The sequence below is a fragment of the Paenibacillus sp. Y916 genome (genome assembly GCF_056786435.1).
In genome coordinates, this window is sequence record NZ_JBXCJA010000001.1 from 269,906 (window position 1) to 293,602 (window position 23,697).

At 39.5% G+C, this 23,697-nt stretch carries 23 protein-coding genes; 19 read left to right on the plus strand and 4 right to left on the minus strand.

Features of this window, described 5'->3' with window-relative positions:
• Positions 1–21: 21 nt before the first annotated feature.
• A complete protein-coding gene (locus tag AC1TO9_RS01190) occupies positions 22–1,944 on the minus strand; it encodes a S8 family peptidase (RefSeq protein ID WP_482058179.1) in 1,923 nt (640 codons plus the stop codon).
• A 189-nt stretch (positions 1,945–2,133) separates the two neighbouring features.
• On the opposite strand from AC1TO9_RS01190, the gene AC1TO9_RS01195 reads away from it, so the two are divergent.
• The 11 genes from AC1TO9_RS01195 to AC1TO9_RS01245 all read left to right on the plus strand — a co-directional run bounded on the left by AC1TO9_RS01195 (position 2,134) and on the right by AC1TO9_RS01245 (position 12,082).
• Positions 2,134–2,352 carry a DUF1540 domain-containing protein gene (locus AC1TO9_RS01195; protein ID WP_482054682.1) on the plus strand — a complete coding sequence of 73 codons (219 nt, stop codon included), beginning with the start codon at positions 2,134–2,136 and terminating at the stop codon, positions 2,350–2,352.
• 34 nt (positions 2,353–2,386) lie between these two features.
• Positions 2,387–2,818 carry a hypothetical protein gene (locus tag AC1TO9_RS01200; RefSeq protein WP_482054683.1) on the plus strand — a complete coding sequence of 144 codons (432 nt, stop codon included), beginning with the start codon at positions 2,387–2,389 and terminating at the stop codon, positions 2,816–2,818.
• A 526-nt stretch (positions 2,819–3,344) separates the two neighbouring features.
• Positions 3,345–4,094 carry a lytic transglycosylase domain-containing protein gene (locus AC1TO9_RS01205; RefSeq protein ID WP_482054684.1) on the plus strand — a complete coding sequence of 250 codons (750 nt, stop codon included), beginning with the start codon at positions 3,345–3,347 and terminating at the stop codon, positions 4,092–4,094.
• Between the two features lie 173 nt (positions 4,095–4,267).
• On the plus strand, positions 4,268–5,419 hold the full coding sequence (locus AC1TO9_RS01210) for a cysteine desulfurase family protein (RefSeq protein ID WP_482054685.1): 1,152 nt from the start codon (positions 4,268–4,270) through the stop codon (positions 5,417–5,419).
• A 6-nt stretch (positions 5,420–5,425) separates the two neighbouring features.
• Positions 5,426–6,652 carry a tRNA uracil 4-sulfurtransferase ThiI gene (thiI, locus tag AC1TO9_RS01215; RefSeq protein WP_482054686.1) on the plus strand — a complete coding sequence of 409 codons (1,227 nt, stop codon included), beginning with the start codon at positions 5,426–5,428 and terminating at the stop codon, positions 6,650–6,652.
• Positions 6,653–6,743: 91 nt separating this feature from the next.
• The gene (locus AC1TO9_RS01220) at positions 6,744–7,397 is read left to right on the plus strand and encodes a TerC family protein (RefSeq protein ID WP_482054687.1); all 654 of its coding nucleotides are present in this window, start codon (positions 6,744–6,746) and stop codon (positions 7,395–7,397) included.
• 158 nt (positions 7,398–7,555) lie between these two features.
• On the plus strand, positions 7,556–8,053 hold the full coding sequence (locus tag AC1TO9_RS01225) for a hypothetical protein (RefSeq protein WP_482058180.1): 498 nt from the start codon (positions 7,556–7,558) through the stop codon (positions 8,051–8,053).
• Positions 8,054–8,227: 174 nt separating this feature from the next.
• On the plus strand, positions 8,228–10,066 hold the full coding sequence (typA, locus tag AC1TO9_RS01230; RefSeq protein ID WP_482054689.1) for a translational GTPase TypA: 1,839 nt from the start codon (positions 8,228–8,230) through the stop codon (positions 10,064–10,066).
• Between the two features lie 42 nt (positions 10,067–10,108).
• The gene (locus AC1TO9_RS01235; protein WP_482054690.1) at positions 10,109–10,405 is read left to right on the plus strand and encodes a YlaH-like family protein; all 297 of its coding nucleotides are present in this window, start codon (positions 10,109–10,111) and stop codon (positions 10,403–10,405) included.
• 56 nt (positions 10,406–10,461) lie between these two features.
• Entirely contained in the window at positions 10,462–11,553 is a 1,092-nt protein-coding gene (locus tag AC1TO9_RS01240) for an LCP family protein (protein WP_482058181.1), read from the plus strand.
• A gap of 76 nt (positions 11,554–11,629) precedes the next feature.
• A complete protein-coding gene (locus AC1TO9_RS01245) occupies positions 11,630–12,082 on the plus strand; it encodes a pyridoxamine 5'-phosphate oxidase family protein (RefSeq protein WP_482054692.1) in 453 nt (150 codons plus the stop codon).
• 43 nt (positions 12,083–12,125) lie between these two features.
• Here the strand turns inward: AC1TO9_RS01245 and AC1TO9_RS01250 are convergent, their stop codons facing one another.
• On the minus strand, positions 12,126–12,674 hold the full coding sequence (locus AC1TO9_RS01250; protein ID WP_482054693.1) for a YhcN/YlaJ family sporulation lipoprotein: 549 nt from the start codon (positions 12,672–12,674) through the stop codon (positions 12,126–12,128).
• 115 nt (positions 12,675–12,789) lie between these two features.
• Between AC1TO9_RS01250 and AC1TO9_RS01255 the strand changes: the two genes are divergently transcribed.
• Positions 12,790–14,121 (plus strand): PhoH family protein, encoded by a 1,332-nt coding sequence (locus tag AC1TO9_RS01255; protein WP_482054694.1) that lies wholly within the window; start codon positions 12,790–12,792, stop codon positions 14,119–14,121.
• A gap of 445 nt (positions 14,122–14,566) precedes the next feature.
• Entirely contained in the window at positions 14,567–15,811 is a 1,245-nt protein-coding gene (locus tag AC1TO9_RS01260) for an extracellular solute-binding protein (RefSeq protein WP_482054695.1), read from the plus strand.
• Here AC1TO9_RS01260 and AC1TO9_RS01265 read toward each other — a convergent pair.
• Positions 15,804–16,904, minus strand: a complete 1,101-nt coding sequence (locus AC1TO9_RS01265) for a coiled-coil domain-containing protein (protein WP_482054696.1) — start codon at positions 16,902–16,904, stop codon at positions 15,804–15,806. The genes AC1TO9_RS01260 and AC1TO9_RS01265 overlap by 8 nt on opposite strands.
• Positions 16,905–17,059: 155 nt before the next feature.
• Complete coding sequence (locus AC1TO9_RS01270; RefSeq protein WP_482054697.1) at positions 17,060–17,296, minus strand: DUF2626 family protein; 237 nt, start codon at positions 17,294–17,296, stop codon at positions 17,060–17,062.
• Positions 17,297–17,623: 327 nt separating this feature from the next.
• Between AC1TO9_RS01270 and AC1TO9_RS01275 the strand changes: the two genes are divergently transcribed.
• From AC1TO9_RS01275 to AC1TO9_RS01300, 6 genes are all read left to right on the plus strand, one after another.
• Positions 17,624–18,274: an RsfA family transcriptional regulator gene (locus AC1TO9_RS01275; RefSeq protein ID WP_482054698.1), complete on the plus strand. Its 651-nt coding sequence runs from the start codon at positions 17,624–17,626 to the stop codon at positions 18,272–18,274.
• 132 nt (positions 18,275–18,406) lie between these two features.
• Entirely contained in the window at positions 18,407–19,387 is a 981-nt protein-coding gene (locus AC1TO9_RS01280) for a ketopantoate reductase family protein (protein ID WP_482054699.1), read from the plus strand.
• 3 nt (positions 19,388–19,390) lie between these two features.
• A complete protein-coding gene (locus tag AC1TO9_RS01285) occupies positions 19,391–19,780 on the plus strand; it encodes a DUF3397 domain-containing protein (protein ID WP_482054700.1) in 390 nt (129 codons plus the stop codon).
• 152 nt (positions 19,781–19,932) lie between these two features.
• The gene (locus tag AC1TO9_RS01290) at positions 19,933–21,612 is read left to right on the plus strand and encodes a peptide ABC transporter substrate-binding protein (RefSeq protein WP_482054701.1); all 1,680 of its coding nucleotides are present in this window, start codon (positions 19,933–19,935) and stop codon (positions 21,610–21,612) included.
• A gap of 196 nt (positions 21,613–21,808) precedes the next feature.
• Positions 21,809–22,741 (plus strand): ABC transporter permease, encoded by a 933-nt coding sequence (locus AC1TO9_RS01295; RefSeq protein WP_482055227.1) that lies wholly within the window; start codon positions 21,809–21,811, stop codon positions 22,739–22,741.
• Between the two features lie 3 nt (positions 22,742–22,744).
• Positions 22,745–23,695: an ABC transporter permease gene (locus tag AC1TO9_RS01300; RefSeq protein ID WP_482054702.1), complete on the plus strand. Its 951-nt coding sequence runs from the start codon at positions 22,745–22,747 to the stop codon at positions 23,693–23,695.
• Positions 23,696–23,697: the final 2 nt, after the last annotated feature.

Genomic DNA, 23,697 nt, shown 5'->3' on the forward strand with positions numbered 1-23,697 from the left:
CTGGGAGAGTTATGGTAACGGCTACTTAGAAGATTGATCTTTCCGAATGACAGACTGCATTTGATTCTGGACTTGTTGTGGCCAAAATTGAAGTGAGGAAGACCCATTTCCTGCTGCTTTAAGTGCTTTGTAAATATCGACTTGTCCATATCCGAAATATTTATCTCTTCCATTGTCACCTAAGTCAACGACACTTTCACGCATCAAATCCATGACTTCTTCGTTGTTGAGATTAGAATTTCTGGACCTAATGAGTCCTGCTAACGCAGCAACATGAGGACTTGCCATCGACGTTCCAGAAAGTGCAGCGTACTGATTATTCAGATAGGTGCTGGCTATACTTGTGCCTGGAGCTACTACATCAATATAATCCCCGTAATTAGAAAATGAAGCACGTTTCATATCGGAGTCTGTTGCTGATACAGAGAACACTTCAGGATAAGCAGCTGGGAAGCCTGGTCGTTCTGTATTGTCATTACCTGTAGCAGCTACAATTACAATATCTCGGTCATAGGCATATTTGATGGCATCATGCAGAAATTCGGAATCAGCATAATTGCCTAGGCTCATGTTGATAACTTTGGCACCATGATCTGCTGCCCAAATGATACCTTCTGCTACGGAATAAGTAGTACCAGTTCCCGAGCTGTCAAGTGCTTTAACAGGCATCACTTTATTGTACCAACTAATTCCGGCTACCCCTTCATTATTATTGACCACGGCACCTATAATTCCAGAGACATGTGTACCGTGTCCCACATCGTCCTTAGGTGGTTTGGATGGATCAATGACGTTATATCCTTCGACAAGATTCCCCTTCAAGTCGGGATGAGCTAGATCTACTCCTGTGTCCACAACGGCTATGATTACATCGGCACTTCCCTTTGACAAATCCCAAGCTTTGTTAGTTTCAATCGCAGGTAAATTCCATTGATATTTGGAGAACAACAGATCATTAGGAATAATAGGTGATATACGCGTAGAACTTTCATCTTTTAAGTCATTGGTTAGATATAAATAATGAGGTTCAACATAATTAGGTTTGTATTTATTTGTGAAATAAGTCTTTAGTTCGGAATAGCTCATGTTTTTGGCGTGGAATACGTAAGCATAACCCATTTTGCGCACCCATTTAGAATGAATCTCACTGGAGATGGTCATTAATTCTTTATCTGAAATAGGTTCCCGGAAGTGAACAACGATTTCATGTTCATAATAATGGCTTGCATTTTCATTATCATGTCCTGTCTTTACGGTAATATCACGTAACGTATTTGTCTCCACAGATTCGATTCGGTAGTTGCCTTCTTTCGGATAAGGAATTAGTCGTAAATTACGTTTCTGGTGACTAGATACTTCGCTTAGAACCTGTTGGCTTACCAATGAAATAATACCTTTATTTCCACGAATGGATGGTTCAGCCATGATAAAGTATTGGGTGTCTTTTACTTGAAATGAAGGTGATTCATAGGGGCGGTGATTACGCAAATGGTGTTTCGCTAATCTGTGATACGTGTTGTACTGTTTATTATTATTCATATCCAAATTAAGGTCTTGCGCTTGATATGGAGTAGAACGCTTACTGGAGAAGTCGATCCAGGTCAGTAGTTGAATATGATGATGAGTCTTTTGCAATTGTTGGATATATGAACCCATCTCCTTTCGATTAAGTGTGTTGAATTGATTTACTATCGTTGTAAGATGCTGTTTCGCATCCATCCGAGTTAAAGTATCTGTGGATGAAATATCTTGGCTCATCATTTGTTGCTTCATGGTGTGTTCTTGTCGTGAGTTAATGACTGGAGTCTTTGAAGAAGAATGTGATTTGGAGCTGTTATTAGTACTGGTACTGATATTTGAATCATTCTTAGGTAGCACAATAAGCGTTGTGATCAATCCTGCTGTGAGAATAAGTCCTGCAATTAACCGTGCTCGCCGGGACATTCCAACACCTCCTATTACCCATCAAAGTTTTCATTAGCGTTAGGAAATAGCTCGAAATTTATTCATTACCTTGCTGATGTAGCTGGAAAACTACGAATGGGATATTCTTTGTATGTTTACATCAACTTACAGCTTCATATCCGCATATCAGTCTACACTGTCGGAAACAATGAAGAAGAGGTGATATAAATGAATAATGAGTCCAAAACATTAGTGAGGTGCAGTGTGAGTAATTGTCATTATTGGGGAGAACAGAACTTATGTCGTGCTGAGAAAATCATGATTGAAATTGATGCTCATGCTACTAGAAATTTGAATGAAGAATTTGGAGACGAGTCATATGTCATTCATCAGGATAAGGCTGATACGTCATCCTCGACTTGCTGCTTAACGTTTAGGCCTAAGTAAAGGAAATCTTGTCAATTTAATAGGAGGTGCTGGCATGGACGATGATAAACAGGGTTCAGGAACTCAAGATGATTCAATACAAAGAGATGAAGGTGTTCGCAAAAAGAGTACACTTCATGCTAATCTGTACAAGCGTGCGGATTATCCTCGTTTGACTCACAACGATAAAGAGGAGTATGCAGCAGAAATGACATCAACACCTGTTCGTATTCATGACGATAAGATCGAGAATAAAGATCGTGATGTGGAAGAGATGGACGATAGAACAGGACAAGTCGCTGGGTACGTTGGTCTTGCGTTGGGTGTTGTGTCTTTATTTATGTGGTCCATCGTTCTAGGGCCGATATCAGTTCTTATCGGATATTATGCCTATTCCCAAGGAAGAAAAGGAACTGGTGCTTGGTCGATAGGTCTAGGGATACTAGCTACGCTTAGTTATCTCTTCTTTATTCCTTTTGGAAGATAATAAAGGGCGTGGAAAATGCTCGTGTAGGATACCGCTATGATGACGGATTGTCCTTCCGATCGCTGTTGCCCTTTGATTTCTTGATTGTATACCGCTTTAGCGGTTGAAATCAGAGGGCAAAGCATATGCTTTCGAAGTAGCTTTCCTACGGAAAGCTTGTAGGCGAGCGCTACCGCTTCTTCAAGACAATTCCGTCATCTTCGCTACTTCGTATATCATCGATTATTTTGTGCAATGCTGATTATGGTTTAGAATCTCTTTTAAATGATATTTCTAAGCGAACTTTCCAAGCCTCCGCGTGAGGTTAGGAAGTTCGCCTTTTTAACATAGTAAGGTGGTTTTTCTTACAAAAGGTACAGTTAAAATATGGAGAGTAATTAAATGTACTTTGTATAACGTTGGCGATATTAATCTGCTAACATCGTAAGCATAACCAGTTCCTTCCCACCGACGCTAGTCACTTTTACAGCATCCTTAGACATAATTTTGATGAAGAAGGTAGCGTATGACCTAATCCCATGATAAAATGTATGAAGAAGATTATGATGGAAGTTGGGATAAAGCTATGCAGATTGATAATGTGACAGCGAAACAACTTATTAACCTACAACAGAATGCCACAGTGCAGGATAAAGATGATCTTATACAGGATATTCTTAATACTCAAATGAGTGGATCTAATTTCGCAGGGGTGTTGAACCAGATCATGACAACGCCTGAATTATCTTCTGATAATCAAGTCGTATCTTCCAATGCGGGGGTATCTTGGGATGAAGGTCTTTTATGGCAACAGCTTGGTGTTGTGAGTAAGGATAATTTGAACTTCTCTGAATCGAAGGATCATGCTGGAAAGTCTTTATCAACAGAGTATAATGATTTGATTCAACAGGCAAGCCAGCAGTATGGAATATCCGAATCATTGATCAAAGCAGTTATCGATACAGAGTCGTCATTTAATTCGGAGGCAGTATCCTCAGCAGGAGCCAAAGGTTTAATGCAATTAATGGATGGAACAGCCGCGGGATTGGGAGTTAGAGATTCGTTTAATCCAGCAGAGAATATTGATGCAGGAACAAGGTATCTAGCTCAGCAATTAAAACGATTCAACGGAGAAGAGGACGTGGCACTTGCAGCTTATAATGCCGGACCAGGAAGAATTCAAGGTCTTGGAATATCGACCGATCAAGAACTACTGAATCGTTTGGATTCACTCCCATCGGAGACTAGAAATTATATTGCTAAGGTACAGAACGCTCGCACCAAATATGAAGCATAAATGCGAGTTCGATAAATAACTTTTGAACAACTTTTATATATGAAAACTGCATAATGGTTGATAAGAGATCACACGAGGAGGCACCAGGGTGAAGGTCAGCAAGACGATTTGCACCCTCTCCGCCGGTTGATCTTTTTGCGTTTCCGAAAAGAAAAAGAAGGGAGAAGTTCATAATGATCTACTGGGACCATGCCGCAAGCACTCCACCCTATGATGATGTTATACGGACAATAACTGAGGTTATGAAAAAGCACTATGGTAACCCATCATCCATGCATCAATTGGGAGATGATGCTATCAAGTTGATCAAGCGTGCTCGTGAAGTTTGCGGAAATGCTCTCAATGCCAAGCCAACGGAGATCGTGTTTACTTCAGGAGCAACTGAAGGCAATAATTTAGCTATTAAGGGTGCTGCCCTCCAATATATGAATCGTGGTAAGCACGTGATTACTACACAGATTGAACACGCTTCTGTACACGAGAGCTTTCTCCAATTACAACAATGGGGATATGAAGTTACTTTTCTCCCAGTTGATTCTCAGGGGTGTGTCGATCCAGCATTAGTTAGTGCGGCTATAAAGAAAAATACGATTCTCGTGAGTGTTATGCATGTGAATAACGAAATGGGAGCTATTCAACCTATAGAAGCTATTGGACAGGCAATTAAAAGATGCAATCCAAGAACGTTATTTCATGTCGATGGTGTTCAAGGGTTCGGAAAGTTGGCTATCGATCTAAAGAGATGGCAAGTGGATTTATACACACTCTCTGCACATAAATTTCGTGGTCCCAAGGGAAGTGGAGTGCTTTACGTGCGTGAAGGATTAAAGTTAACACCTCTTCTTACCGGCGGATCCCAGGAATTTGGATTGCGTGCAGGGACGGAGAATACCCCACAGCTTATTGCTATGGCTAAAGCGATGCGGATGGCAAATGAACAGCAAGAGACCTTTATGAATAAGGTGTCGGTTATTCGTGACAGACTTCATGCTACGATAAGGGATATCCAAGGTCTGAACCTCCATACCCATGAGAAGTCAGCACCTCATATTGTACATTTCTCTTATCCAGGGATGAAATCTGAAGTATTGCTGCATACATTGGAGGAACTAGGGATGCTTGTGTCGACTAAATCGGCATGCTCAACCAAACAAATAGAGCCAAGCCGTGTTTTATTGTCGATGGGACTGAGCGTAGAAGAAGCATCGAGCGGAATTCGGATTAGTCTTGGGGATAGTCATACAGAAGAAGAAGTAAGTTTGTTGCAACATGCACTTCGTACTGCCATGGAGCAGCTTAAACCATTTTTAAGAAGGGAAGAGTGATAAGTAATGAATTATGATATGTTACTAATACGTTTTGGAGAATTTATGCTAAAAGGTAAAAATCGTAGAAAATTTGAGAAATCGGTTACCCTTCATGTGGAGTCTGTTCTTGAACCTTATCCACGTCTAAAGTTAAGAAGTGAGTTTGGAAGAATCTACGTATATCTGAACGGAGAATCAGAACAAGAACCGATTCAAGCTCTAAAGAAAGTATTTGGAGTTTCTTCGATCAGTCCAGTTATCGTCTGTGAGCCCGATTTAGAAGATATACTACGGACAAGCCATCGATATTTACAAGAAATGAATCTACAAGATGATATTACTTTTAAAGTACATGCTAGACGTGTGTGGAAAGGCTTCCCTCATTCATCCCATGAAATGAACGCTCATGTTGGATCACATTTATTAAAGGAATTTCCAATGCTAAACGTCTGTATGCACCAACCCGAGCTTGAGCTAAGAGTGGAAATTAGAGAGAAAAAAACCTATATATTTTATGAAGTGATCGCAGGCGTAGGTGGATTCCCGCGAGGAAGCAACGGAAGAGCGATGATCTTACTCTCAGGCGGGATCGATAGCCCGGTAGCTGCATGGAGTTCAATGCGTAGAGGATTAACGGTGGAGTGTGTTCATTTCTACAGTTATCCCTTCACAAGTCAATTAGCTAAAAATAAAGTTGAAGATTTAGCCAGAGTGTTATCTGGTTATGCGGGTGAAATGAAAGTTCACTTCGTTCCCTTTACTGAAGTGCAGACTTCGTTTACTGGAATTGGTCAGGATAATTTGATCATTACTTTAATGCGTAGGGCGATGTTACGAATTGCAACATCACTGGCCGAAAGAGAAGGGGCGTTGGCAATCGTAACAGGGGATAGTCTTGGGCAAGTAGCTAGCCAGACTTTATCCAGCTTGAATGCGATTGGACGCGCAACAGAGCTTCCCATTCTTAGACCCTTAATTATGATGGATAAGAATGAGATTATTCAGATTTCTAAAGAGATCGGAACGTATGACCTTTCTATTCAACCCTATGAAGACTGTTGTACATTGTTTGTTTCTAAATCACCAGCTACCAATCCGAGTATACGTACTCTAGATCGAATAGAACGATCGATCAATAATCTTCCGGAACTGTTGCAGGATGCGTTAGAACGTACGGAGACGGTTATGCTTACCCCAAACGGAGGTGGAAGCAGAGCGGATGTGGATGCGGCACAGGAGGATTGGTTCTAAAACGGATCGTTCAGGAAATAATAAATTGATCATTTCATAAGCATACAAGCCCCATTTCATTCATACATGTATGAATGGGGGGAGTTGTACTATGGAGCAGATGTGGCTGTTACTGGAAATACTAGTGATTAATTTAGTTTTGAGCGGAGATAATGCTGTCGTCATTGCTTTAGCGAGCAAAGATCTTCCTCCGGTTCAGCGCAAAAAAACAGTGTGGTGGGGAGCTATGGGTGCTATTGTCCTTAGATGTCTCCTCACCTTTGTTGCTGTGTTGATGCTAAAGATTCCATATCTACAAGCATTCGGAGGCATTATGTTATTGTGGATAGCGTTCCAGTTGTTATCTGATGAGAAGAAAGAACTCAGGTTGGGTGAGACACCAACGATGTCGAAAGCGATACGCACCATTATAGCAGCAGATTTCATCATGAGTCTTGATAATGTATTGGCCATCGCGGGGCTTGCGAAAGGAGATCTCTCCTTAATTGTCATTGGGATCGCCCTTAGTATACCGATTGTGATCTACGGTAGTACTATTATCATTCATTGGTTGCAACGATTTCCAATCCTTGTTTACTTCGGTGCTGGAATATTGGGGTACACAGCTGGAGAAATGATACTTCAGGATTCAAGCTTCGGAGGGTATCTGTCTACTCTTTGGCCAAATGGTCACTCTGTGTTACCTATGGCATTGGCTATTATTGTTGTTCTGTCTGGAGGAGTAAGGAAAATCGCAACTAAATAGTCATGACCAGCAAAAAGAACTTGACATGAATTTTCGCCAGGTTCTTTTTTGCGTTAACAACATGGTCTTTTAAACGAATTTCATATACAATAATCTTAAAATATGTTCATCCGGATTCTGACATGAATGGGCATACCATGAGAAAAGAGGGTGTATATATGTCTTCTAAAAGAGATATGAAGATAGGACTGTTGATCATTATCGCCGCTGTTGTTATTTTATTAGGTAAAATTGGTGTGTTTGGTTTCCTTACCCGATCCCTCTGGCCGGTGGTCATATTGATTGCAGGGTTGGCCTTACAGTGGCTTTATTTCAGTCGTCGGAGACAGCCTATCCTACTCATTCCTGGTGGCATATTAACGGTATGGGGATTAGTATTTGTTATATGTAATATATGGAGCTGGGGATTGATGGCATATGTATGGCCTGCGTTACTTCTTGGCGTAGCTATAGGATTGTATGAGTATTACTTGTATGAGAATTTACGATCAAATACGCTTTTATGGGTATCTCTTAGTATAGGGTTAGTATCATTTCTTTTCTTTCTGTTCAGTCTTATGAGAACAGGGGGGATTTATCTACTAGTAATTATACTTATAGGTGTAGGAATCTGGTTGATCTTAGGAAGAAGAGGTCCGAATAATAGTAAATGGTAACTATAAACTTGTTTGAAATGAATACTTTTCAAGAAAAAAACTTGATTTTTTCAGAAAATTAACTATAATATATAAGATATGATGAAGCGTCGGCATTGTCGCCTGACGCTTCTTTTGTGAGACACGTTGTAAAGTGTGTAGAGACTTGAGAATGAAGGGATAGGTAAAATAACCATGCAATCAAGAGAACAGATTCGTAATATTGCGATTATAGCCCACGTTGATCACGGGAAAACAACATTGGTTGACCAATTACTACAACAATCGGGGATTTTCCGCGAGAATGAAACACATCATGAACGTGCAATGGATTCCGGTGATATAGAACGTGAACGCGGAATTACTATACTAGCGAAAAATACAGCTATTACGTATAAAGATTTTACGATAAACATTATGGACACACCGGGTCACGCTGACTTTGGTGGAGAAGTTGAACGTATTATGAAGATGGTTGACGGCGTATTACTAGTTGTTGATGCTTATGAAGGATGTATGCCACAGACGAAATTCGTATTGCGTAAAGCACTTGAATCAAATTTAACACCGATCGTTGTTGTTAATAAAATCGATCGTCCAGCAGCTCGTCCATCTGAAGTCATTGATGAAGTATTAGATTTGTTTATCGAACTTGGAGCATCAGATGAACAATTGAATTTCCCAGTAGTTTACGCATCAGCGTTGAATGGAACATCGAGTTTAGTAGCTGAAAAGCAAGATGAAACGATGCTTGCTTTGTATGATACTATTCTTGATCATATCCCAGCACCTACTGAGAAAATAGATGAGCCACTACAATTTCTGGTAACTTTGATGGATTATAACGAATATATGGGTCGTATTGCTATCGGACGTATTAATCGTGGTATTATTCGCCAAGGGCAATCCGTAACTGTTATTATGCGTGATGGAAAAAGTAAGACAGCACGTATAGAGAAGTTGTTTGGATTCCAAGGATTGAAACGTATTGAGGTTGAAGAAGCGGGAGCGGGAGATATTGTTGCGATCGCGGGTATTAAAGATATTAATATCGGAGAAACCATTGCAGATCCTGACCATCCAGAAGCGTTGCCTGTACTGAAAATTGACGAGCCTACACTACAGATGACTTTTGTTGTTAACAATAGTCCTTTTGCTGGTCGTGAAGGTAAGTGGGTTACTTCCCGTAAATTACGTGAGCGTCTTTATAAAGAATTAGAAACAGATGTTAGCTTAAGAGTAGAGGATACTGATACACCAGAAGCATTTATCGTTTCAGGACGTGGTGAACTTCACTTAACAATTCTGATTGAGAACATGCGTCGCGAAGGATTTGAACTACAAGTATCCAAGCCTTCAGTTATCGTAAGAGAGATCGATGGTGTCAAGAGTGAGCCGATCGAGCGTCTGATGATTGATGTACCTGAAGAAAGCATGGGAGCAGTAATGGAAAGCTTGGGTCAACGCAAAGCAGAAATGGCTAACATGGTGAATACTGGTTCAGGAAACGTACGCTTGGAATTCCTTATTCCAGCTCGTGGACTCATCGGATATCGTACACAATTCCTTACACTAACTCGTGGATATGGCGTTATGAATCATGCTTTTGATAGCTATGGTCCAGTCGTTTCTGGTCAAGTTGGTGGACGTACGAAGGGTGTATTGATTTCTAGTGAGAACGGAAGCTCTACTGTGTATGCAATGATAGGTATTGAAGATCGTGGTACTTTATTCATAGAATCAAGTACTGAAATTTATGAAGGTATGATCGTGGGAGAGCATACACGCGAGAATGATATCGTCGTAAACGTATGTAGAGAGAAACAAGTGAATAATATTCGTTCAGCTAATAAAGAAGAAACTGTAAAAATGAAATCTCCAATTATCTTCTCGATGGAGCAAGCATTGGAATATTTGAATGATGATGAATTGTGTGAAATTACACCTAAATCAATTCGTATGCGTAAGAAGATATTGAATAAAAGCGAACGTGAACGTTCAGAGAAAAACCGAAAAATGGCGAGTCAGAGCTAATAATTAATTCAAGAGCCCCATTATGAAGGGAGTGAAACCTAAATGCAGGTATGGTTTGCAGAGCATCCTCTTGTTTCTTATATTGTCATCTTCTTGCTGATCACTTATGTCTACAATAAGGTGTTTAGAGTACATCAGAAGTTGCCTTTGTTGAAAGAGATCATATTATACGTTTTAATGGCATTAGGTTCAGGTATGCTTCTCATTTTTCAAGTTGACAAGCTACCGATCATTCAATGTTTGTTAGTTGCCGTTGGATTGATGCTCCTTGTACGTGTTCGCTATTTTGTGGAAGGCAGACAGAAGAAGAAAGAAGAGGCACCTTCCAAGAATGTGTGAATGTATTTCATGATGGAGCCCCTTTTGAACTCAAAATAATGAAATAGGTGTTTAATATGAGTCCGAGCAATACTCAACTACCTCCAAGAAAACGTGGCGGCGAAATTATACAACCAAAAAGTTTGCAGAAGAAAAAAAAGAAGAAAAAGAGTGCATTTAAGTCTTTTTTGAAATTTTTACTTGTTGTAATTATAGTGGCTATTTTAGCGGTTGCATGTTATGTAGGTTGGATGGCTCTTAAGGTGGATAACACTATTCTTGATACTGGTAACGATAATCCGGTAGCACCGGAAGCATCCGCTAAAGTAAAGCCGATTACTATGATCCTTCTAGGAACGGATTATCGTCCTAAGACAGGAACCCATCTAACCGACGTTATGATGATTGCTGCCTTTAATCCAGATACGAAATCAGCTACGGTAGTCTCGATTCCACGGGATACCAGAATTGAACTAGATGGAAAGGTGAGTAAGGCGAACGCCTATTATCCTTACTTTCTAGGCAAGGAGAAGAAGTCGGAAATTTCTGCATTAGTTGAAATGAAGAGGATGTTCTCCGGATATTTGGATTTGGATGATCCTATTGACTATGCTACGGTTATTAATTTTCAAGGCTTTAGTGATGTTGTTGATGCACTTGGAGGTGTGGATGTTAATATCAGCATGGATATGTGTTATAAAGATAACGCAGATGGTACTGATATTAATCTCAAGAAGGGACCAGCAAAGCTCAAAGGTGGAGATGCATTAGATTACGTCCGCTATCGTAAGTCTAGTTCAGGTTGTAAGCCTAGAACGAAGGAATCTGACGATTTCAGTCGTAATATGCGTCAAAGTGAAGTTCTTCATTCACTAATTGACCAAATGCAAACACTTAGTGGTGTAGCTAAGCTAGGTAAAGTGATTGATGCTGTAGATGAGAACATGGAGATTGATATGGAGCAAATCCAACTCAAAAACGTTATCTCGACCTATTGGAATATATCTAAAGATCATGTTAAATTTATACCTGTGACAGGAAATTGGAAGAGCCCTTACGTTTATATTGACAATGATGAATTAAATCAAGCCAAGCAAGCTTTACAAGATGAGATTGCTGGTAAGTCTATGAATATAGAGGATCAGGACGCTAGTCATCTAAATCCTTAAACTTGGATGTAATTTTGACCTGTGATATAATACAATAGAAGATAATCGAATGTAGCGTATAAGAGGGGGTGGATCTATGTCCGAATCCGTCACACAAATGACAGATACTTTGTTGTCACAGTTGAAATCCGAGACATTTGTCCTGTTAAACACGATAGATGTAGAAACCGGAGGACCGACTTCCAGTGCGATTTCTTGGGTTTATGCGTTAAATGCTTCTACATTACGATTAGCAATTGATCATCGATCTCGGTTAGTCGAGAACATCAGGAATAATCCACGGGTGACAATCACCGTGTTTACAGATGGTAAGGTACATGCTATCAATGGTAGGGCATCTGTTGCTCTAGATCCATTGCCGGAAGTTCCCTTTAAACTGTGCTGTTTCGACATCAGCATAGAAGCAGTGCGAAATGCATTGTTTTATGGTGCACAGCTATCATCAGCCCCTCAATATATTAAAACATATGACCAACGTGCCTCAGAGAAGTTGGACGGACAAGTATTCTCTGCCATGCAAAAAGCCTAGTGAGCTATTCACTAGGCTTTTTTTAATATCTTCAGCTTGGACATCATTTCTTAGGTTGAATATTAGAAAGTGGTGTTGTAGAAGATGCTGGATTTTGTTTCGTTTTGACGTCTTCTGGAAGTTGCGGAATAATACGTCCTACAATATCTGCAAGTTCCGATGCAAAACCAGAAACAGGACGTCCTTCTCGAATATGTTTGCCTATTTCAGCAATACGATTGGATAAATCCATATCGGCTGTTACGAATGACTTCATCCCACGTGGATCAGCCCGAAGTGCTTCAGCTACGGAATATTTAATGGTTCCTACCCGTGATCGGGTTAAGCTACCCTCAACATCGATTCCGACTACGGCAGTGTCGCCCATGATGACACAGTGTGCATTCATAACGCCTGGTACTCTTTCAGCTAAAGCTTCTAAGTGATCTTTGTCAGATAGATCCTGTGCTTCACCTGCTTTTTCATTGGATGTAGAGTTAACAGATAACTTATTCATTGTGTGACTCTGAGGAGAGGGTGATGCATTCTTTGAAGTAGTACCACAGCCAGTCAACAGGGTTAAAACTAGAAAAAAGCTTAGACATAATCGCATATGTCATCCGTCCTTTCACGGAAAAAGTCATTACTGAATTTTTGGAGCATAATGATATCATGTCCGAGACAAAGAAATTTATGTATCTATTATAAAGTGCTGTGGAGGGATTTACATGAAGAAAATTTATGTGTTGGATACGAATGTACTATTGCATGATCCTAACTCCATATTTAGCTTTGAGGAACATAATGTCGTTATACCAGCTATTGTACTAGAAGAAATTGATTCAAAAAAGAGGAACCCAGATGAAATAGGGAGGAATGCGCGTACCGTATCGAGGTTGCTGGATGGACTTAGAGAATACGGGCATTTGCATAGCGGTGTGAAGTTACACCATGGTGGTAGTCTAAAAGTGGAGCTTAATCACCGAAGTTTCCTTAGAATGCAAGAATTATTTGGAGAAATAAACAATGATAATCGAATATTAGCAGTAGCACTTAATTATCAATTAGAAGAAGAAGAGAAGGCAGAACCTACTCCAGTAGTTATTGTTAGTAAAGATGTGTTAGTTCGGGTTAAAGCGGATGTTCTAGGACTTATTACACAAGATTATCTTACCGACCGTACTGCAAGTCTGAGTGAGCTATATTCTGGATATTCAACGATCAAAGTTCATCCAGCAATCATTGATGAATTTTATAGTCATCGTTTCTTGCTTATTCAAGCTCTTCAATTATCATATCCCTTGTATAGTCATGAATTTGTTATTTTGAAAGACGAAATGGGTAGTGGGAAATCTGCGCTCCTCAAAGTGAACAGTGAATGTACTAGACTTGAACCTCTTTATTTAAGTAATGATCCAGTATGGGGCCTCTCAGCCCGTAATGCACAACAACGTATGGCGTTGGAGTTACTATTGAATGATGATATTCCATTAGTAACGATTACGGGGAAGGCGGGTACGGGGAAGACACTGATCGCTTTAGCAGCAGGTCTTTCTAAAGTAGAAGATGAACATAAATACAAAAAGCTACTCATCGCTCGACCCGTTGTACCGATGGGGAAAGATATCGGTTATCTTCCTGGGGAAAAGGAGGAGAAACTGAGACCCTGGATGCAACCGATCTATGATAATTTAGAATTTCTATTTGAAACTAAACGTTCAGGCGATATTGATAAAATATTGATGGGATTAGGTAGCATTCAAGTTGAGGCACTTACTTATATTAGAGGTCGATCCATACCGGGTCAATTTATTATTATTGATGAAGCGCAGAATCTATCTAGGCATGAAGTGAAGACTATCGTATCCCGCGCAGGTGAGGGAAGTAAAGTCGTATTAATGGGCGACCCTGAACAAATTGACCATCCTTATTTAGATGCGTCAAGTAACGGGCTAAGCTATATTGTGGAACGATTCAAGGAACAGCCAATCAGTGGTCATATTACATTAGAGAAGGGGGAGCGATCTAAGTTAGCCCAACTTGCAGCAGATTTACTTTAGAGGAACTTCAAAAAGTCATCTTTTGATCACGAAGTATAACAAGGAGCGTATTCGACATCGAATATTGAATTCACCCGGTCCTAGCATATGCTTTCGAAGTATGTTTCCTTCGGAAACATTTCAGGTGCTCACGTAGGTACTACCTACGCTCCGCTCCTCAGGACCTAGCTTCATCCAATCTTCTGAGGCGTTTCGAAGAAACGCAGCATCGTAAGCATACACTTTGGTGTTGAAAAGCAGAATTTTTGAACATGCACTAAATGTTTATATTTCCCGAGCAATAATATATAAGTGAATAGGGTATGACGAACTGTGAGGTCGAGTTGTGCATGACTTCACAGTTCGTCATGTTTTAAAGTTAGGTTATGCCAAATAATGGTGGGACAAGTGGCGTGTTTATTTGCTAAGATGGGTTCATATGTTTTAGAGAGGAGATAGGAGGTATATGAAGCGGAAAAATCATTTGTTATTATTCGCGATTCTGCTACTGTCCTTAACGAGTTTGTCTCCAAGTCTTGATTTCACACAAAATGACTCGCGAAAAACGAGCAATGACACATCGAAGCTATTATCTGTGGATTCACCAAATCCAGATAGTGATCATGGACCTATTCAAATATTTGTACAATTAAGTGATGAACATTTTAATAGTCTTATGCGGATGAATCAACGATTTATTCAAGAAACAGGAATTCAGTCTGAGATTTTTAATTTTACACAAGAGATGGCATACGATGAAATTTCGGTGTCTTTAGCGATGGGCGAAGGGCCTGATGTGTTACTGATGGAAAATGAATGGGTGAAGGGTTTTGCAATGAGAGGATATTTACTGCCTGTTGAATCTTATCTCAAGAGAGCGACGGGAAGTCATGCCCTAAGAATGCTACTTCCTACGGTAGAGTGGAATGGTTATCAGTGGGCTACGCCTTTTGATATGGATCCCTATGTCATGGTATGGCAACCAAAGGCTCTAGATGAGATGGGAATCATGGAAGTCCCCAGCACGAAGATAGAATGGGCTAATTTATTAAGTAAGCAAGAAGAAAGGCTAGATAAAGCGCTACTTGGAATTGACGCTGGAAAGCCCTATGCGTTGGCTACGTTAATGGGGGGGATGGGAGCTGACATTCTAAATCTTGATGATGAATCGTTATTGTGGTTAGAACAGGCGATTCCGTACTTGTACATTATAAGTAATAACCAACAGGAGGCTTGGCAGTTACTTAGAGATGGAGATATACCTCTACAACTCTCAACCTACTCAGAAGCTAAATCATCATTGAAATATGGGTTGAAGATGGAGCTGCCAGGGGAATTCTATAACAATTCACCATTGTTTCTACGCGGAAGTTCGATTGCAGTATCTTCCCAGACGTTATTAACGGAGGAATCTGCAGAATGGATTACTTATATGACCTCAACTTCCATCCAACAAGAATGGCTGGACACAACGGGCCGTTTGCCGTCTATGACTGCGATCTATGAGGATCAGTCAGTAAATGGAGGGGATATTCCGTTTGCGCAACAACTATTACAGGAGCCAAGCGATAGTACAATAAAAACTAATCAAACCATGAGCCTTTCATGGAATGAATTATCTACATATGTAAATCTATTGCTTACTGGACAAATGACTGTAAACCAATTCAAAGAAGCTATGTCTGCTCAAGTTGCACAGGATGCTACATAGATAACTTCAATGTGACAAGTAAATGATTCTCCAAAGTCTTTACTTCTGTTGCTTTGAGAAATGATACGAGATTTTGCGGATAAAACCCGAGATCGAATTCTGCTTCTAGAGCACGGCAGGTCGTATCTGGAAGTTGCAGATTGTTGAATAATAACTTATCCACTTGAAATTTAATCCCATTCTTAGGCTCATTCACAATGCTGTACTTTCCTTCAATCGTTAGTGAAAGATTGCCGCTTTGACCAGAAGCGGTGATGGAATTGTCGCCGAAATGAAAGGCGAATACATTAAACAGCTCATTTTTGGAACGTAGAAAAGTATTTAATTGATCTTCTGTAATGTCTATCGTGTAAGTTGAGCCTTTGGCACTTATGACACCTTTTGTATTCTGGATAAATTCCGGTAAATCGTTCATAGCCGAAGCGAGAGCTTTGAAATGCCGTTTCACTTCATATAATCCCACGTTCTCCCAATATAAATTAAATTCATTCATCATTTCTTGCATAGCTTCTGGATTATTACTTGTTTCTAGACTTCCATCTATTGATTTCTGAAAGACAAGTATACGATCACGTTGCGAGATGAGTTTGAGTTTCATGTCGTTTAATTCATCGGAATTAAGAGCTATTCTTTGTTGTGTTAATTCCAAGTCGTTATATTGTGATCTATATATGCTTAGAACCTCTTTATCGTGGTTTATAATGAGATCATAATAGTTGTAGACCATAAAGAATTCACTTATGTTGTGGATTGAGAGTAGAGCGGAATATAGAAAGTCACGTTCACCCATATAGTAAGAGCGGATAATGTCACCGGCACGGTCTTGTTTGTCTTGTATTTGACTGCGTTTTTGAAGGAGTTCTAACTGTAACCGTTCTTGCTCTTGCTCCATATCATTCTGTCTTTTATTGATACGTTCAATTTCATGGTCAATCTCCAAAATGGATAAGCTTTTCTCAAGTAACTGCCGCGTTTCCTCGTCAATTGGAATGAATGGTTCTGCATTTATAATTTCATTAGAATAGTTAATGGAGTAAATGAGTAAGGATACTAGGATACCCCAAATAATAATGTGAACTTTTCTCTCTTGCAAAAGGTTGGCCTCCCTTCCAGTGTCACTCATTATCTATATGTAAATATGGTTCATTTTAGTTATTATATCTTTAATTTCAAACTATAAAAACGGCCTTTCTGTCCTTATAGTGGACGAAAAAGCCGTTTTGTTGTGAAACGATTACTAGTTAAAAGTTAGACAGGCATATCCATAACAAATACAGTCCAATAACTAAAGCCTGTGAAAGTTACAATCATGTACACCCAAAAAAGAAGAATATAGGTTCTCTCTGTAAACTTCAAATAACCTAAAATAACGAAGAAGGCAGTCTGTAAAAAGAACAACAGCGCCATCTCTACCAAGCCGCCAGCAAAAGCCATAAGCCCGATTGCGAGTGTGAAGAAACCTAGAGTTCGAAACATGCGTCCCACATGTATATCCCCTTTCTTTATGTACGGTCAAAGTTAACTATATCTATTATAGCGGTTACGGAATTAACTGTAAATGATGAAATGCAAAAACACTTAGTAATTGTGATGTTTGTTATAGAAATAATATGTAATGTTTCAAGACTTTCTGAATGATGGTGTATGAGTATACATGAAATTGGAAATACAAAATAGTATCAAATAGATTCTATGAACTCTACGAGAGGCATAGATATGAATTAAGCAGCTTTAATACCTCATTCATACCGAAACGAAACAATCGGTTAAGAAGATGGTTATTTTAGGACGTTGTTAGGAGGGTTTGATTGCATGACAGCCGTAAGACAGGATGCATGGAGTGTAGAGGATGATCTAATTTTGGCGGAAGTCACTTTGCGACATATTCGTGATGGTGGTACACAGTTATCTGCATTTGAAGAGGTTGGCGAAAAAATTGGTAGGACATCAGCAGCATGTGGATTTCGATGGAATAGCTGTGTTCGTAAAAAGTATGAAGAAGCGATTAGTATCGCTAAGGCACAGCGGCAAAAACGTAGCTACTACAAGAAGCAACCTTCAGCAATGAATTTTCAGGTGGCTAGCTTAATGAAAGTGGAAGACGATAGTAATTATTACAAAGCTGAAGGCATCAATGAAGAGACATTGTCTATGGAAGCGGTTATTCGCTTTTTGAGACAGTGGAAAGGGACAGTGCAGGAGAATAGCAGGCAATTGAAGATGCTTGAAAAAGAGCTTCGTGAGAAGGATGACGAGCTAGATCAACTGCGGCATGTCAATGAGAGACTGTCCAAACAGGTGAATGATGTTCAGACGGATTACCGAGTCGTCAATGATGATTACAAGGCTTTGATTCAGATTATGGATCGTGCACGACGACTAGCATTTCTGAATGAGGAAGAGGAAGAGAGTAGGTCAAGATTTAAAATGGATGCCAATGGAAATCTAGAGCGTCTTGAATAACTAGTTACCTATTAATTTAAGAGTCCGTAGTGAGTTGATTATAAACTTACTACGGGCTTTTTTATGGAATATTCTGTTGATATAGATATAATAAGAACACGAGGGTAAAAGAAATGGAATGGAGATAGCAAAATGAGAATTGATATTATTGGCGGAGGCTCACTAGGGCTACTCTATGCAGGGAAATTAGCTTCTGTTGGGAATGAGGTTCGTGTATGGTGTAGAAGTGAAGAACAAGCGCTTATACTCAGAACTGAAGGTCTGTTCATGGATAGTGGTGAAGCTTCTCAAACAAAGGGTGCAGGTCCTTTTGCGGTGGAAACAGGAATACTGGATGGTTTTATAGACGAATGGAATAAAGTTCCCGGTGAATGGATCTTTTTGATGACCAAGCAAAAAGATGTGGAGGAAATAGCTTTTAGACAACTGGCGAGGATGGATGGAGAGTCTTTGAAAGAAATAAAAGGAATGATATGTTTTCAGAATGGGATAGGACATATAGAACTATTAAATATGCTGCTTCCGCAATGGCAACTTTATTCAGCAATTACAACCGAGGCAGCGTATAAAGTGTCACATAATAAGGTGTTCCATGCAGGTCGAGGATTAACGATGATTGGTCGATATGTACATAAGGATTCGGATCAGGAAATCAATTCAAAGAAAGATGAGAACGAGATGATCATTGCGCTAGAAAAAGCAGGATTTTCATGTGATTTGTCGAAAGACATCGTTAAGTATATTTATCGTAAATTATTAATAAACGCTGTTATTAACCCTTTGACGGCTATATGGGGAATTAGAAATGGAGAATTGTTAGTTACGGAAGAAAGAATGGTTATGATGAGAAAGCTCTTTATAGAAGGAACTGTTGTTTATGATGCATGTGGTATCGTTTGGGACTCAGATCTATGGGATCAAATTATAAAGGTATGTGAAATGACTGCAGCGAATAACTCTTCCATGCTTAAAGACGTAAGAGGTGGTCTGCCAACTGAAGTGCGATGGATTAATGGGAGTATCGTATCGATGGCCGAGGCACAAGGGATAGAGGCTAATTATCACAAAGTAATGGTTCAATTAATTGAGGGTATGAAAGCGAGGGAGAGCTGAAGCATGGAAATTCTAACTACATCTTTTATTGTTTTGAGCATTCTTCCGTTTTTTCCATTCCTAATAGTATATTTCAGTCACCTTAAGTGGAAGAATAATAAGCATGATGCACTATTAGTAGCTATGGATGTCACAACAGTATTTCTGATCATTTCGGTGTCTGCTTTATTCAATAACGCATTCAATACACAAGTTGGATTTTATCTCATTTTATTGTTTCTTTTACTTGCAGTAGGGATGATTGGTGGAGCTCAGAATCGTATAAAGGGCAAAGTAGATGTTCAGCGGATGGTTAGAGCGGTATGGAGAATGGCATTCATTATTATGATGTGTAGCTATGTCTTATTCACTGTGATTGTGCTGTTTAAATATATTTATAATTCAATGTCATAAAGTAATTGCAAGTTCAATTCATGTCGAAAATAGTAATTATAATGTCGTTTTTCAGAAAAAGAAAGATTTTTATGTAATGTTATGTAGATTTTTTTGACCACTGGTTGTATAATCAATTACCATATACTAAATTGCTAGGGGGATACAAACAGATGAAACAAAAACGTTTACTAAGTATGTTGGTACTCATCATGATCGTAACTACTGTTCTTGCTGCTTGCGGATCGAACAATGAGCGTGAGGGAGCAACCAATAAAGGTAGTAATGCACCCAATGAAACACCAGTGGAAGCAAAAGATCAGGTGTTAAAGATTAATATGAGTGCGGAACCACCCACATTTGATCCAGGACAAGCGCAAGATAGCCAAGCGAATACAGCTCTTAAGTTGATGTATGAAGGTTTAGTGCGTATGGATGAAGCGGGTAAAGAGGTTCCCGCAGCTGCAGAGTCATGGGAGATTTCTCCGGATGGGTTACAATATAAATTCAATCTACGTAAAGATGCAGTATGGAGTAATGGTGATCCTGTAACTGCTAACGATTTCGTGTTCGCATGGCAACGTGTTCTAGACCCTGCGACAGTACCGGCTCCACCTTATGCTTATCAATTAGATTACATTAAGAATGCTACAGCATTCAATGCTAAAGAGATTACTGATTTCTCTCAAGTGGGAATCAAAGCTACAGATGAATATACATTAGAAGTAACATTAGAAAACCCAACACCGTATTTCTTGGGTCTAACTTCCTTCTATACGTATTTGCCTGTTCATAGTTCTGTGAAAGATAATGCAGCATGGGCAACAGATTATAAATCAATGATCACGAATGGTGCGTTTAATTTAACAAACTGGACTACAGGTCAAAAACTTGAATTCACTAAAAATGATACGTATTGGGATAACACTAGTATCAAATTAAGTAAAATTGAAGCATCACTTGTAGAAAGCGGCGCTGCTGAATTATCAAGTTATAAGAGTGGACAACTTCAATTTGCCGGTGCACCTAACGGTGAAATTCCTTCCGATGCTATTCCAACATTGAAGAAGGATCTGCCAAATGAATTGGATATTAAAGGGACTGCAAGTACGTATTACTATGAATTTAACGTAACTGAGAAACCTTTTGACAATGCCAAGATTCGTAAGGCATTTGCTATGGCGATCAGCCGTCAAAATATCGTTGAGAAAGTAACCCTTGGTGGACAATTGCCTGCATTTGGTTTCGTACCACCAGGTATTAAAGGTGGAGTAGACGAATTCCGTAACGAGTATAAAGATGATTTCTTCACTGAAGACATCGAAGCAGCTAAGAAATTACTTGCTGAAGGTATGAGTGAAGAAGGCTACACGACACTTCCAGAAGTCACATTGATTTATAACTCCAGTGAAAGCCACAAGAAAATTGCTTTGGCTGTTGCTGATATGTGGAGTAATAACTTGGGTGTTACTGTTAAGACAGAGAACCTTGAGTGGGGTGTGTTCTTAGAAACTCGCCAAAACTTGAACTACCAAGTTGCACGTGCAGGCTGGAGTTCTGATTATAATGATCCGATGAGTTTCATTGATCTCTGGACTACGACTAGCGGTAATAATGATTCAGGATTTAGTAATGCAGAATATGACCAATTGGTTAAAGATGCACGAGTATCACAAGATAATGCTGTCCGTATGGAAAGCATGGCTAAAGCTGAAAAAATCCTGATTGAAGATGAACAAGTTCTAATGCCGATTTACTATTACACCAATGTATCGCTAACGAAGGAAAATGTTAAAGGTGTATCCATTGATTTTAGCGGTGGAATTGACTTTTCACGTGCTTACTTCGAATAATGTAACATGTGAAGTTAGATAGTTACTTCGGGATATATATGTGGAATACCATATATATCCCGTTTTTTGTTTGTGGTCATGATTATTCCAAGGATTTCAATCTAATACAAATAAAGTGATTAGAATTAATTCTTGTTTTCTATTAAGATAAATATATATGTCAGAATGAACATTGTTAACGGAGGTGTAAATGGGAATGGTTCGTTATGTTGCTAACAAATTTTTGTATATGCTTCTATCTTTATTCATATTGATATCTGCAACGTTCTTTCTTATGAAAGCCATTCCGGGTGATCCATTTCAAGCTGAAAAGAAAGTCTCAGTTGAAATGAAAGCCCGTCTTATGGAGCATTATGGATTGGACAAGCCTTTATATCAACAATACGTTAAGTATTTGGGTGATATCGCAACGGGTGACTTTGGAATATCTATGAAGAAATTGAATCAGGATGTGTCCAAAATTATAATGGATACATTCCAAACATCACTAAAGCTTGGCGCTGTAGCGATTGTGGTGGCGATAGTGATTGGGGTCCTATTAGGTATGCTTGCGGCTCTTTATCATCGGAAATTGATTGACAATGTTGCCATGATACTAGCTGTGCTAGGTATGGCTGTGCCGAGTTTCGTACTCGCTTCTTTATTGCAGTATTATTTAGCGGAAAAAGCGGGCTGGTTTAATGTTCTCGGGTTTGATAAGCCCATTGACTACGTCCTTCCTGTGATGGCGTTATCAGCACAACCTATCGCTTTTATAGCACGTCTAACACGATCCAGTATGCTTGAAGTTTTACATGCTGATTATATTAAGACGGCGAAGGCTAAAGGTCTGAACTGGTTCTCCATTATGTTTAAGCATGTTATTCGTAACGGGATATTGCCTGTTGTGACTTACGTAGGACCTATGACGGCTAACATTATTACAGGTTCCGTCGTTATTGAACAAATTTTTGGTATTGGTGGTATTGGGAAGGTATTCGTTGAATCGATTACAAATCGTGATTACACATTAATTATGGGCGTCACTATATTTTATGGAGTCATTCTCATGCTAGCAAGGTTTATTACAGACATTGCTTACGTGTTGATTGATCCGCGTATTAAATTAAATGGTGGAAAGGAGGGCTAACGGTTGGCTAATAATCAGACTACAACATCTTCAGATCATGTTGAACTAACAGCTGAAGATTTCCGCAAGATTGGCGCCGATGAGAAGCAGTCTGAGATTATTCAGAGAGAGAGCTTGTCAGCATGGAGAGATGCTTGGCGACGACTTTGTCAGAATAAACTCGCCATGACTTCTCTTATTATATTGATCTTTATTATTTTAGCTTCTATTATTGGACCATGGATTTCTCAATTTGACTACAAAACAAATTATCTCATGAATACCAATCAGCCTCCTTCCTCTCTTCACTGGTTCGGTACGGATGAATTGGGCCGTGATATGTTTGTTCGTACATGGATGGGGGCGAGAATTTCACTTGCCGTTGGTTTAGCTGCCGCTCTAATTGACCTTATTATCGGGGTTATTTATGGAGGAACGATGGGTTTCTTCGGCGGACGTGTTGACGAGATTATGAATAAGTTCTCTGAAATTTTATACTCTATTCCATATTTATTGGTTACTATTCTCTTACTCGTTGTACTCGAGCCAAGTCTGGGTACAATTATTATTGCATTAACGATTACGGGTTGGATTAATATGGCGTGGATTGTACGTGGTGAAATGATTCAATTGAAGAATCGTGAATTTGTGTTAGCTGCTCGTTCCATGGGGGCGGGTTCAGGTCGACTCATATTCCGTCATCTTCTTCCAAATGCAGTGGGACCTATTATCGTGACCTTAACGTTATCAGTTCCAACGGCTATATTCGCAGAAGCATTTTTAAGTTTCTTGGGTCTGGGTGTTCAAGCTCCTGTCGCATCTTTGGGATCGATGATTAATGATGCACTGACAGGTTGGCAGTATTATCCATGGCGGATGTTATTTCCAGCCATTCTAATTAGTTTAATTATGCTTTGTTTCAATATTTTCGGTGACGGTCTTCGAGACGCACTGGATCCTAAATTAAAGAAATAGGA